Annotated in this window: 12 protein-coding genes; all 12 read left to right on the top strand. The window is 44.7% G+C overall.

All coding sequences use genetic code 11. The annotated features are described in order from the left end of the window. The first annotated feature begins 325 nt into the window (after positions 1-325). The 12 genes from RT422_RS07210 (at position 326) to msuE (ending at position 12,814) form a co-directional block, all read left to right on the top strand. Positions 326-1,342: an aliphatic sulfonate ABC transporter substrate-binding protein gene (locus RT422_RS07210; RefSeq protein ID WP_050324618.1), complete on the top strand. Its 1,017-nt coding sequence runs from the start codon at positions 326-328 to the stop codon at positions 1,340-1,342. A gap of 178 nt (positions 1,343-1,520) precedes the next feature. Beyond that, positions 1,521-2,417: an ABC transporter permease subunit gene (locus tag RT422_RS07205; protein WP_284034765.1), complete on the top strand. Its 897-nt coding sequence runs from the start codon at positions 1,521-1,523 to the stop codon at positions 2,415-2,417. Further along, complete coding sequence (locus tag RT422_RS07200) at positions 2,417-3,208, top strand: ATP-binding cassette domain-containing protein (RefSeq protein WP_222086008.1); 792 nt, start codon at positions 2,417-2,419, stop codon at positions 3,206-3,208. The genes RT422_RS07205 and RT422_RS07200 overlap by 1 nt, the downstream gene beginning before the upstream one ends. A 346-nt stretch (positions 3,209-3,554) precedes the next feature. Next, positions 3,555-4,853: a putative sulfate exporter family transporter gene (locus RT422_RS07195; protein ID WP_313421800.1), complete on the top strand. Its 1,299-nt coding sequence runs from the start codon at positions 3,555-3,557 to the stop codon at positions 4,851-4,853. After that, positions 4,850-5,047 (top strand): hypothetical protein, encoded by a 198-nt coding sequence (locus RT422_RS07190; protein ID WP_007117079.1) that lies wholly within the window; start codon positions 4,850-4,852, stop codon positions 5,045-5,047. The genes RT422_RS07195 and RT422_RS07190 overlap by 4 nt, the downstream gene beginning before the upstream one ends. Before the next feature lie 256 nt (positions 5,048-5,303). Further along, complete coding sequence (locus RT422_RS07185; protein ID WP_313421798.1) at positions 5,304-6,521, top strand: SfnB family sulfur acquisition oxidoreductase; 1,218 nt, start codon at positions 5,304-5,306, stop codon at positions 6,519-6,521. A gap of 17 nt (positions 6,522-6,538) precedes the next feature. Continuing rightward, complete coding sequence (locus RT422_RS07180; protein ID WP_313421797.1) at positions 6,539-7,777, top strand: SfnB family sulfur acquisition oxidoreductase; 1,239 nt, start codon at positions 6,539-6,541, stop codon at positions 7,775-7,777. Beyond that, a complete protein-coding gene (locus tag RT422_RS07175; RefSeq protein ID WP_284034761.1) occupies positions 7,777-9,153 on the top strand; it encodes an LLM class flavin-dependent oxidoreductase in 1,377 nt (458 codons plus the stop codon). Before RT422_RS07180 ends, RT422_RS07175 begins: the two co-directional genes overlap by 1 nt. A 101-nt stretch (positions 9,154-9,254) precedes the next feature. Further along, positions 9,255-10,121: a MetQ/NlpA family ABC transporter substrate-binding protein gene (locus RT422_RS07170; RefSeq protein ID WP_007117075.1), complete on the top strand. Its 867-nt coding sequence runs from the start codon at positions 9,255-9,257 to the stop codon at positions 10,119-10,121. Positions 10,122-10,165: 44 nt separating this feature from the next. Further along, positions 10,166-11,239 (top strand): methionine ABC transporter ATP-binding protein, encoded by a 1,074-nt coding sequence (locus RT422_RS07165; protein WP_313421796.1) that lies wholly within the window; start codon positions 10,166-10,168, stop codon positions 11,237-11,239. Then, complete coding sequence (locus tag RT422_RS07160; protein WP_095355800.1) at positions 11,232-11,879, top strand: methionine ABC transporter permease; 648 nt, start codon at positions 11,232-11,234, stop codon at positions 11,877-11,879. The genes RT422_RS07165 and RT422_RS07160 overlap by 8 nt, the downstream gene beginning before the upstream one ends. Before the next feature lie 164 nt (positions 11,880-12,043). Further along, entirely contained in the window at positions 12,044-12,814 is a 771-nt protein-coding gene (gene msuE, locus RT422_RS07155) for an FMN reductase (protein ID WP_313421795.1), read from the top strand. Position 12,815 lies beyond the last annotated feature (1 nt).

Raw genomic sequence — 12,815 nt, 5'->3', positions numbered from 1 at the left:
AACAATCTAGGAATGTTTGTCCGCTATTATTAATAAATGAACGGTCCAGCACTGGCTGTAGCGCTTGCGCGCTATGTTTTTCTCTACGCAGAATAGCATTTATCTGTCCACACACCCTTCCGCTATCAATAAACAATAAATTAAAGCGGTTAGCAAATTCCTCTATATTCTTATCAATTATAATTATTAAGCTTTGTTATTATTCTGTGGAATAATAGCGCCATTCGATGATGTTTGATAGCGCTTGATAGCATTTCATCTCGAAAAAAATGAAAAATTTTGAGGATAAGGACAAATTGTCCTAAATATTGCATAAGGTGTTGTAATGAAAAAAGTTTCTGCTCTACTTATTTCGGGGTTTAGTATTAGCTTGCTATTAGCAGGTTGCCAGCAAAATACCTCCAAATCTGCCAATGCGGCAACCACCAATGAAGCACACACCAATGACGCTAAGAGCGGTGATGCAAAACCACTTGAAGAAGTGCGTATCGGATTACAAAGTTCAGGGGCGTTGGTGTATTTGCGTGAAAGTAAGCTGCTTGAAAAGTCGCTCGAAAAATCAGGCATCAAAGTCAATTGGGTGCAGTTTCAATCGGGACCGCCGCTGCTAGAAGCGCTAAATACCAACAATATTGACTTTGGCACCGCAGGGGACACGCCACCTATTTTTGCCCAAGCCGCGGGTAGTAATCTGGTGTATGTTGCCTATGAAAAACCTTCACCACAGTCTGAAGCCGTCATTGTCCCCGCCAATTCAACCTTAAAGTCAGTGGCTGAATTAAAAGGTAAATCTGTGGCGGTGACTAAAGGCTCTAGTGCCAACTATACGTTACTAAAAGCATTGGAACGTGACAAATTGAGTTTTGCTGACATAGATGTCAAGTATTTACAGCCATCTGATGCCCGTGCTGCCTTTGAATCGGGGAAATTGGATGCTTGGACCGTTTGGGAGCCTTATCTGTCGAGTGCCAAAATTGAGCTAAAAGCACGAGTTTTGACCGATGCTACAGGTCTTAAGCCCAATAATACATCGTTTTATTTGGCATCAACGGATTTTGCTCAAAAACACCCCAATGTGATTAAAGACATTGTCAAAGCCATTGATGAAGCGGATAAGGCAATTACCGCTGACCCGGTAACTTTTAGCAAAATGATCCAAAAAGTCACCAATCTAAAACCTGACGTGGCGTTAGCCTCGGTGAAATCAAGAAATTACGGTGTCAACTATATCACCGATGACATCATTCAAGCGCAGCAGCAAGAAGCGGATACTTTTTATAAAAATAAATTGCTGCCAAAACAAATACAGGTAAAAGATATTGTCTGGTATCCACCCAAGTAAACCCTATGGCTAGTAAAAACATGGCTAGTAAAAAAATAGTAAAAACCTAGTAAAAAAGGGTAGGTAATCTTTATGACGCTAGCTTGCACTTACTACTTTGAAGCGATACAGGCGACAGTTAAGCTTTTAACAGTCATTAATAAAGTTGCATTGATAAATTTGCAGTGAGAGGTTGTTTATGAAAACGTCAAGTTTTGTTGCGGATAATTCAGTGGTAGCGGCATCAAAGCCGCTACCGACGAAACCGATAAGGGTGAATACGCCAGTCAAGACATTGTCAACCCGCAAGGTTGTTAAAACCCTATTTGGGCGTACAGGGGGTTGGTGGTTGCCGTTACTTATGTTGGCGGGTTGGCAACTGGTAGCAAGTTTTCAATTACTGCCTGAGGCTTATCTTAAAAATATTTCGTCACCCAGTGCCGTTGTTCAAGCGGGCTATGAACTCATAAAAAGTGGTGAGCTTTGGCAGCATCTCGGCATTAGTGCGCTGCGAGCGTTTGCTGGGCTGTTGATTGGCGGGTTGTTTGGGTTGGGGTTTGGGCTATTGACCAGCACTTTGCCTGTATTTCGCACGTTATTGGATACCACCTTTCAAATGCTAAGAAACATCCCACATTTGGCATTAATTCCCTTGGTCATCGTGTGGTTTGGGATTGATGAAGCGGCAAAGATTTTTTTGGTGGCAGTTGGCACATTTTTTCCGATTTATTTGAATACCTATCATGGCGTCCGTAATGTGGATAAACATCTGGTTGAGATGGCAAAAAGCTATGATTTAACAGGTTGGGCATTGTTTAAAGAAGTGATTTTACCTGGGGCATTGCCGAGTATTTTGGTGGGGGTGCGTTTTTCATTGGGCATTATGTGGCTGACGCTGATTGTCGCGGAAACCATTTCGGCCACCACAGGCATTGGGTATTTAGCCATGCACGCTCGCGAATTTTTTCAGATTGATATCATTATGTTTTCAATCTTGGTTTATGCATTATTAGGGTTTTTAGCCGATTTTATTGCCAAAAAGCTTGAGTTTGTTTGGCTCAAATGGCACCCCGCTTACCAACAAGGAGCACACTAATGTCAACGCCATTGTCAGCACCAGTGTCAGCGTTATTCAGAACGCCATCAAAAACCTCAGCAGGATTGGCTTTAAGTTTAACAAATGTGGTCAAAAAATTTGACAATCGAGAAGTCATTAAAGACCTAGATTTGCACATTCAAAGTGGGGATTTTATCGCTATTGTCGGGCACAGTGGCTGTGGTAAATCAACGTTGCTGCGTTTACTCGCTCAGTTAGAAACAGCGAGTAGCGGGGAGTTGACAGCCATGTCAATTGCCAATCAAGCAATGTCGCCTCAGGCATGGCGACAATCCACGCGGCTGATGTTCCAAGATGACCGATTATTGCCTTGGAAAACGGTACTGGAAAATGTGGGGCTTGGGCTAAAAACGCCAGACTGGAAAGCGCAAGCGTTGAAAGCGTTAGCGGAAGTCGGCTTGGTAGAGCGGGCTGATGATTGGCCATCGGCATTGTCAGGGGGACAAAAGCAGCGAGTGGCTTTGGCTAGAGCGATTATTCATCGTCCGCAGCTGTTGCTACTTGATGAGCCATTGGGGGCACTCGATGCGTTAACCCGTCTTGATATGCAGCAACTATTGGTCAAATTATGGCAAGAACATCGATTTACGGTGATTTTAGTGACCCATGATGTCAGTGAAGCGGTCATCACTGCTGATAGGGTGATTTTAATTGAACAAGGCAAAATTGGACTAGATTTGCCAATCTTATTGCCCCATCCCCGTAATAATATGACTAAAACTGCGCCATTTGAGCAAATTGTGCTGGATAAGATTTTAGCGGTGCATTGAGTCTCCCTATCGCTCAATGACAAGCCACTGATACCTTTTGGCACTCTTTGGCACCCTTTATTTAGCAAAAGCCCATTAAAAAATTAATGGGCTTTTTTAACGATAAACTTAATCGATTTGATTTTTCTGTCTAGGTTAGTCAAAGTTTTGCTCAGCGCTTTTATTGGTGCTAAGTCAGTCAGTAAAAACCACCTAAACATTATGCGGTCACAGTACCGCCTGTTAGCAGAATTTCTTATGTTCATATCAGTTATGGTTATTAAGTGTAATCAATAATTTATGAAATAATGCCTTTTTTATTTGATGCAAGTGCTATATCAAAACTGGGAGAAAGGAGCGTGCGGTCATGAATTTTTTGAAAAATGAGGATAATTGGTCGGTTGTGTTGGGACTATTTATTGTGGTGGTGATTTGCACCTTGTATATATTGCAAATACCTATCGCCAACTTAAATGTCAAAATAAAACCTTGGTCAGACTTTAGTGAGTTATTTAACCTAATTAGCCATTCAATCCTAGGACTGCTAAGCTTAGCGATTGGTTTTGGATTACTGCTATTTTTGGGTGCCAAATCAGCGCAACCTGAAATAAAATTACCTCCATTTTTAGCCAAATTTATCTTATTGTTTTTGATGGCGGCGGGCGTTTTGATTTTAAGCAGTAATAAGGTCGTCAAAGCATGGCAACTAGAAAGTCCTTTAGTAGCCTTTTTCATTGGTCTGTTACTTGGCAATTTTACCTCAATTGCTGATAAATTAAAGGAAGTGCTGAGAACCGAATACTATGTCAAAATTGGTATTATTTTAATGGGGGCGACCTTACCCTTCACTACGATTTTAAAAGCGGGTCCGGCCGCCATTGTGCAAGCCTTAATTGTTTCGGTTGTGACTTTTTCCACCATTTATTTCGTAGCAACAAAAGTATTCAAGCTTGATAACCGATTTGCAGCGACCCTTGGGGCAGGTGGCTCGGTGTGTGGGGTATCAGCGTCAATTGCCATTGGCGGTGCCTGTAGAGCCAAGCATGAGCATGTGGCGGCGTCAATTTCGTTGGTGATTGTGTGGGCGGTAATTATGATTTTTGCGCTGCCATTTGCTTGTAAGTTATTGGATTTGCCACCTGCGATTGCCGGTGCTTGGATTGGAACGTCTGAATTTGCAGATGCGGCTGGTTTTGCAGCGGTTGAAGCGATTGGTAATGAGTCTGCTACCCAAGCCTTTACATTAATGAAAGTGGTAGGCCGAGATATGTTTGTTGGATTATGGGCATTTTTGGCAGCTTATTTATCGGTCACTGTCTGGGAGCGTGCTTCAACGAACGAGCGAATTGATAAATCAGAGATTTGGCGTCGATTTCCTAAGTTTATTATCGGTTTTTTTATTGCCTCAATCATCACGACCTTATTTGTATTGATTGCACCCAACGCTGAGGCCTTTAATAAACAAGCATTAGGTCTTATCAAAGACTATCGCGGTTGGTTTTTTACCTTAACGTTTTTATCAATTGGTATGACAACGCGATTTAAAGCATTGGCAAGCGTGGGCATTAAACCTGTACTTGCGTTTACAGCGGGTGTTTTGGTCAATCTACCGCTGGGCTATTGGCTCTCTAACCATGTGTTTGCAAACTATTGGATAAATTTATGATCACCCAATCAACCACTATCAAAAGTCAAATCCCATTGCCAAAGACGGTGTTAGCGCAATTTGGCTTTAGCAATCATTGCTCCCAAGCCGTCTTTGATACGTGGGAGTTAAAAAAAGCCCTCAAAGCAGCGGGTATCGATGAAAATCAATATCAGCTGACAGTAAATTATCACCGACAGTGGGGATATTTTTGATGGTTTGAAAAAACCTATGGCGATAAATTAGCTTTGTTATTAATTTGAAATTCATCCAACAATTTACCTGTTGGTATAAGCCCTGATATAAGCCCATTAAAAAATTAATGGGCTTTTTTTATGTTCACCCAATCAATTAAATGACATGCTGTTCATCACATTTCTTGCTATAGATAGCAAAATATCTTGGTTATCTTTGCAAAAAAAAATCTTTACCATGGTGCCTTATTCAAGCATTTAGCAGTAAGGAATTAGCATGACGGATTTTAATCAGCCAGTTGATAAATATGCCAAAGCGCAACGCATTGTCACTGATGAGCAAGCCATTCAAGCTGCCAAGCAAGTGGCGGCTTTTGCCCTCGTCAAGCGTGACGAGCGCGACCAACAGCGGCAACTGCCTTTTGCAGTGATGGGCTTATTTAGCCAAACCGGGCTTGGCGGCATACGTATTCCCAAACAATATGGCGGCGCCGAAGTGTCAAATCGCACCTTGGCAGACGTCTTTCGCATTTTGAGCAAAGCCGATGCCAATATTGGATTGATTCCACAAAATCAAATCAGCCTACTCAATATCATCAATATCATCGGCAATGACAGTCAAAAACGCTTTATTTTTGGCGAGATTTTGTCAGGCAGTCGCTTAGCCAATGGCGGGCCAGAACGTGACACCAAAGACAGCAAAACCTTGGCGACGACATTGACCATTGCCAACAATGGTTACTATCTTAACGGGGAAAAATTCTATTCAACAGGCAGCAGTTTTGCCGATTACTTGGCGATTAAAGCCTTACACCCAGCGGGTCATGTGGTACTTACCATTATTGATAAAGCCGCAACCGGCGTTGAGGTAGTAGATGATTGGGATGGTTTTGGACTGCGTACCACCTCAAGCGGCACGGTCAAACTTAACCAAGTCAAAGTCCTACCTGAGCTAATTTTTGATGAACGCTTGCTTAGCGATGCACCGACCTATCGAGGGGCTTATTCCCAGCTGATACAAGCGGCGATTGATGTCGGAATTGCAGAAGGGGCGTTTGAAGATACCTTAGCTGTGGCAAAAAAAGCCCGTCCCATTGTCGATGCCAAAGTCGAAGCTGCGCGCTTTGAGCCGTATTTGCTACAAGTAGTGGGAAAGTTAAAAGTACGCTTGGATGCGGCTACCCTATTACTGCAAGAAGCGGCTGATTATTTGGATGCGCTGGATAGATTGGATTTTGTCACCGCAGAGGAGGCAGCACTCGCGTCTATCAAAGTGGCAGAAGCCAAAGTATATGCCAATGACGCCGCTCTCACGATTTCTGAAAAACTGTTTGAAATTGGCGGTAGTCGTTCATCACTTAGCGAGCATGGCTTGGATCAGCATTGGCGAAATGCCCGCGTGCATACTTTGCATGACCCAGTGCGCTGGAAGTTACACGCATTGGGCGATTATTACTTAAATCACAAATTGCCCAACCGTCATGCTTGGATTTAGAAAGTAAGGAAAACACCATGTCAGATACCATCACCCGCCCAGTAACGGACGCTCAAGCCTCGCTAGTCAAACCTACGCCTGTCGCCCATATCATCAAGTCGGACAACGAAGCATTAGAAATCGCCTATCAGCTTGCCCAATCGTTTAAACAAGCGCGTATAAAACGTGACCGCGAACGGCTATTACCCTTTGCAGAAATTGACAGCTTGAGCCAATCAGGGTTATGGGCAATCACCGTGCCAAAACGCTTTGGCGGCGCTGATGTATCAAGTTGGACCGTCGCTCAAATCATTGCGCTGTTGAGTGGTGCAGATGGGGCGATTGGGCAAATTCCGCAAAATCATTACTATGCGTTAGAAGTATTAAAAAACACGGGGACAGAAGCCCAGCAGCAACGCATTTTTGCTGAGGTATTACAAGGGGCGCGGCTAGGCAATGCGTTGGCTGAGTTTAAGCCCAAAAATGCCGTTGATAAAACCACCAAACTCACCTCAACGCTAGGCGGTTATCTAATCAATGGCGAAAAATTTTACTGCACAGGCAGTCTGTTTGCGCACCGTATTCCGACTTTGGTAAAAGATGACAATGAGCGCGAATTTTTGGCATTTGTGCAGCGAGACGCCAAAGGTCTCACGCTGATTGATGATTGGCAAAGTTTTGGTCAACGTACCACAGGCTCAGGTACGGTCTTATTTGACCAAGTTTTTGTGGATAAAGACGATGTCATTGCTTTGGATACAGCCTATCAAAATCCAACGGTTTGCGGGCCGTTTGCCCAGCTGTTGCACGCCGCCATTGAAACAGGTATTGCACGTGGGGCGTTTGAAGAAACCTTGGTACAAGTGCGGCAAGCTCGTCCTTGGATTGATTCGGGCGTGGATAAAGCCACCGATGACCCACTCACGCTATTGCAAATTGGGCGCAGTGCGGCAGATGTGCGAGCGGTGGAGGTGTTACTCAAACACGCTGCCCAAACCATCGATGCCGCTCGTCCAACGCCCAATGAGCAAAATATTGCCCAAGCGTCATTGGCGGTCGCGGCAGTGCGCGCATTAAGTACTGAAGTGGCATTAAAAACCTCCTCACAACTCATTGAGCTGGCAGGCAGTCGCGGTAGCCAACGTGACAAAGGGCTAGACCTGTATTGGCGAAACGCACGGGTGCATACCTTGCACGATGCGGCACGGTGGAAATACTACTTTATTGCCAATTATGCACTCAATGGGGTATTGCCGCCACGGCGAGGGACGTTGTGATGGGTGAGACGGTGAAACAAGAAAATAACCTGCCAAAGCCGATTATTCTTAACGCCTTTGATATGAATTGCGCTGGGCATATCAATCATGGTTTGTGGACGCACCCAAGGGATGAATCTTATCGATTCAATGAGCTTAGCTATTGGACAGGCTTGGCAAAAACCTTGGAGCAAGGGCTGTTTGATGGGTTGTTTTTGGCGGATATCACAGGCTGTTATGACGTTTATCAACATAACATTGATGTGACCCTTAAAGAGTCGGTGCAATTGCCAAGCCATGACCCGACCACCTTGGTGTCTGCCATGGCGTCGGTGACCGAGCATTTGGGCTTTGGTATCACTGTAAATTTAAGTTATGAGACGCCTTATCAATTTGCTAGACGTATGGCGAGTCTAGATCACTTAACCCAAGGTCGTTTGGGATGGAATATCGTGACAGGGTATTTGGACAGTGCTGAGCGATTGATTGGTAATCAAGGGCTAAAGGCACATGATTTACGCTATGAGCAAGCGGACGAGTTTTTGCAGTTGTGCTACCAGTTTTGGGAAGGCTCATGGCAAAACGATGCAGTCAAAATAGACAAACAGGCGCGCATTTTCACTGATCCTGCCAAGGTAAAAGCGATTCACCATCAAGGGCGTTTTTACCAAAGTGACGGCGTTTTTCAAGTGATGCCGTCTATTCAGCGCACGCCGGTGTTATTTCAAGCAGGGGCATCAGCCAAAGGTTTGGCATTTGCTACCCAGCACGCGGAGGCGATTTTTATTGGGGGTGGCGAAAAATCAGCGATTAAACGGCAGGTGGAGACGATTCGCCAGTTGGCAAAAGCACAAGGTCGCAATCCCAATGACATCAAAGTGCTGATGGGGATAACGGTAGTGACTGACGAGCGTCACGACCTTGCCCAAGCAAAACTGGCAGAGTATGAAGGCTATGCAAGTAGCGAGGCAGGATTGGCACATTACTCAAGTTCGGTGGGGATTGATTTATCACAGTATGCCGATGATGAGGTGATTGCCTACCAACAAACCAATAGCATTGCGTCGGTGAACCAGCGCTTTCGGCAGCAGGTTACCAAAGCGCAGCTGATAGCCGAGCATCGGTTAGGGGGACGCTATCCGCTAATCGTGGGTGATGGGCGCGAAGTGGCTGAGGCGTTGTTGACCTGGGTGGACGAGACAGGAATTGATGGTTTTAACGTCACTCGCACGGTCACGCCTGAGTCTTACGAGGACTTTATCCAGTATGTCATTCCTGAGCTACAACGTCGTGGACGCTTCAAAACCGAATACAAACAAGGCAGTCTACGCCACAAGCTCATTGGCAAAGGTGAGCGGTTACCCAGTTCACACCCAGTGCAAAGCTTTCGATGTTAAGGGCTTGTTTAGAGGACTTTTTTCAGCGTTATCAGTTTTTTATGTTTTAAGCAGCTATTTCTAAGCAGCTATTTTTAAACCATCATTTTTAAGGAGCTATTATGGCAATCGCAGCAAAACATCGTGCTACTGTTTTAGGGGTAACTATCATTGCTGTCTTGGTGTTACTGAGCGGCTGGGCATTTTACAATAAAAGCCAAGCATCAAACGTCACCAAAGACAATCCGTTAACCATCGGTATTAGCCCGCCTTTTGCCAATCCACTTAAAGAAGCAGTCGCGGCGGCAAAACAGCAAGGTATCAACGTCAAATTGGTCGAGTTTACGGATTGGAATACCCCAAATGTAACACTTAACAGTGGCGACATCGATGCCAATTATTTTCAACATCAGCCGTTTTTAACCAATGCACTCAAACAGCATCCAGAGTATAAGCTATCGGCTTTGGGGAAAGGGGTTGCCACCCATGTCGGTTTGTATTCTAAAAAATACCAAAGCCTAGCAGCATTGCCGACGCGTGCCCGTGTGGTGGTGCCAAATGACCCTGTTAATCAAGGGCGAGCGCTACTACTGCTGCAACAGGCAAAATTAATTGGGCTAAAAGACCCAAATAATTTTCTGTCTAACTTAAGCGATATCAGCAGCAATCCAAAACAATTGCAATTTGTTGAAGTCGAAGGCCCGCAGACCGCAAGAGCGGTTGATGATGCTGATTTGGTGTTTAGCTACCCGCATTATTTGCGCTTAGCCAAAACCATTGACCCCAATCAAGCCTTAATCCTTGATGATACCACCAACAACCGCTATGCGATTTTATTTGTCACCCGGGATGATTTTGCCCAAAAAAATCCTGAACGAGCCGAACAGCTGAAAAAATTTATTCACATTTATCAAACTTCCCCTAACGTAAAACAAGTGCTTGACAAAGAAATCGGGGGAAAACTTTGGTTTCCAGGTTGGACCTCGTAATGCGTTAACAAGTTTTAGCCATAACAATTACAAAGGATCATGCTATGCAGTCGTTTACTCATATTACCCAAGATGACAGTCATTCATCACCTCCCTATATCCGAATCGATAAGGTCAATAAGTTTTATCAAGGACAAGCGCAAGCGATTCATGCACTAAAAGATATCTCACTTGAGGTGCCAACAGGCAAAATTCTGGGTATTATCGGTAAAAGCGGGGCGGGCAAATCATCGTTGTTACGCATTATCAACGGCTTGGAGTCGATTAGTGATGGTCATGTTTATATCGATGATAACAATGTGGCCTCACTCAACCAAACACAGCTGCGACAGCTGCGACAAGGCATTGGTATGATTTTTCAGCATTTTAATCTGCTGTCGAGTAAAACGGTACAAGACAACGTCGCCTTGCCCCTAAAAGTCGCCAAAGTAAGTCAGGCTGATATCAATAAACGTGTGGCGCAAGTGCTAGAGATGGTGGGTCTCAGTGATAAAGCATTGATGTATCCTTCCCAGCTATCAGGCGGTCAAAAACAGCGGGTAGGCATTGCGCGGGCGCTCGTGAATGAACCCAAAATTTTATTGTGTGATGAAGCCACATCAGCACTAGACCCAGAAAGTACCCAGTTAATTTTGCAGTTACTCAAGCAAATTAATAAAAAACTTGGCATTACCATTGTGCTCATTACCCATGAAATGCAAGTCATTCGAGATATTTGCGACCAAGTGATTGTCATTAACCAAGGGCAAATCGTTGAAACAGGACCGGTGTGGAAAGTATTTGCCTCACCCATGCACACCATGACCCAAGAATTACTAGGCTATAATCAGTCATCCATTGATTTGGGTGAGGATAAACTCACCGACAAACACAATGCCACTCATACCTTGCTCAACCTAAGATACGTTACCCCAAGAAAATCTGCGCCTGATTTAAAGGCAATTTTTGCACAATTTGAAGCGCCCGTCTCTTTGTATCAAAGTCAAGTAGATACCATTCAAGGCTATTTGGTAGGCAATATCGTTGTTGGCGTCGCAACCACGGGTTTAGATGTCGCCCAATTGACCCAGCGCTTGGGACATCAAGTTTTGCATGTGGAGGTAATTGGTTATGCTTGAATTATTACTGACGGGGTTGATTGATACCCTGATTATGGTTGGCGTATCAGCGATTTTAGCATTTTTATTGGGGTTACCGATCGCATTGGTATTGGTCAATTCAAGCGAGCAAGGTATTGCCCCATCATTTTTGACCAATCTAAGTTTGGGTTGGTCTGTGAACATTGTGCGTGCCATTCCTTTTTTGATATTGATGGTGGCTATTATTCCAGCCACTCGAATGATTGTCGGTACAAGCTATGGTGTGTGGGCAGCCGTGGTACCGTTAACCTTAGCAGCGACGCCTTTTTTTGCCCGAATTGCCGAAGTGAGTCTGCGTGAAGTTGACCCAGGGCTCATAGAAGCGGCACAAGCAATTGGCTGTAACCGTACACAGATTATTCAGCATGTGTTATTGCCCGAAGCATTGCCTGGCATTATTGCCGGGTTTACTGTGACGCTTGTTACCATGATTAATTCGTCTGCGATTGCTGGCGCGATTGGGGCGGGTGGCTTGGGCGATATCGCCTATCGTTATGGCTATCAGCGCTTTGATGTGCAAATGATGGTATCAGTCATTGTCGTTTTGGTGGCATTGGTGATGTTGGTGCAAGCCACAGGCGATAGTTTGGCTCAATGGGTCGATAAACGCCAATTGTAGTCATGCAGGTCTGCCACTTTGACTTTGATATGGCAAATCTGATATAGCAAAAAATCAGCTAAATAATGCAGATATTGTTGTTTCACAAACGGCTTAATTTTTCGTTTAATGGGGTTATCGACATGTCATCGATTTATCTGATTACACTAAATTAAGGAACAAAGATGTCTATCACTCAAAATTTCACAAATCAACCAAATCCAGCCATTCCACTCAATATCGTTGCGGTATCAGGTGGGCTCAACACACCATCAAAAACCGAAAGTCTGGTACAAAATATTGTAGATGAATTGGCACAAGCCACGCCCATCAACGTACATTTTATCAAACTTAGTGAAATCGGGCCTTTACTCAGTGGGGCGATTTATCGTAACCAACTGCCAGAACGTGTGCAAAACGACTTGGCAGCGATTGAGGCGGCGGACGCCTTGATTGTAGGAACACCGGTGTATCGCGCGTCTTTTACCGGCTTGTTTAAACACTTATTTGACTTTGTGGAGCAAACCGCGCTCGTGGATGTGCCGGTATTATTGGCAGCGTCGGGCGGTAGCGAGCGTCATGCACTGGTACTAGAGCACCAACTTCGCCCATTGTTTAGTTTTTTCCAAGCGCAGACATTGCCAATTGGCGTGTATGCGACAGATAAAGACTTTACCCCAGAATACACCGTCGCAAGCCAACAGTTGCGTGACCGTATCGTATTAGCGGTGGCGCGCGCGTTGCCCATACTTGAGTGGGCACCCGCCAAAGGCAGACGCGCCCAAGCCATTAAAGAAAAATCGGCGCAAGCCAATCAGCAATTAGGCATTAATAAACCAGTCGAACAAGCCGAAATATTACCCTCTGTGGCAGTGCCAGATTTATCGAGTGCCGAAGCCAGACTACACCCGCAAACTACTCAATCATCCCCTAAAAACCATCCATCCGTCGCCTAAA

Origin of the sequence: Moraxella sp. CTOTU49803, from assembly GCF_032097965.1 — a bacterium.
Classification (GTDB): Bacteria; Pseudomonadota; Gammaproteobacteria; order Pseudomonadales; family Moraxellaceae; genus Faucicola; species Faucicola tetraodonis.
This window is presented reverse-complemented; position numbering and strand designations above follow the sequence as displayed.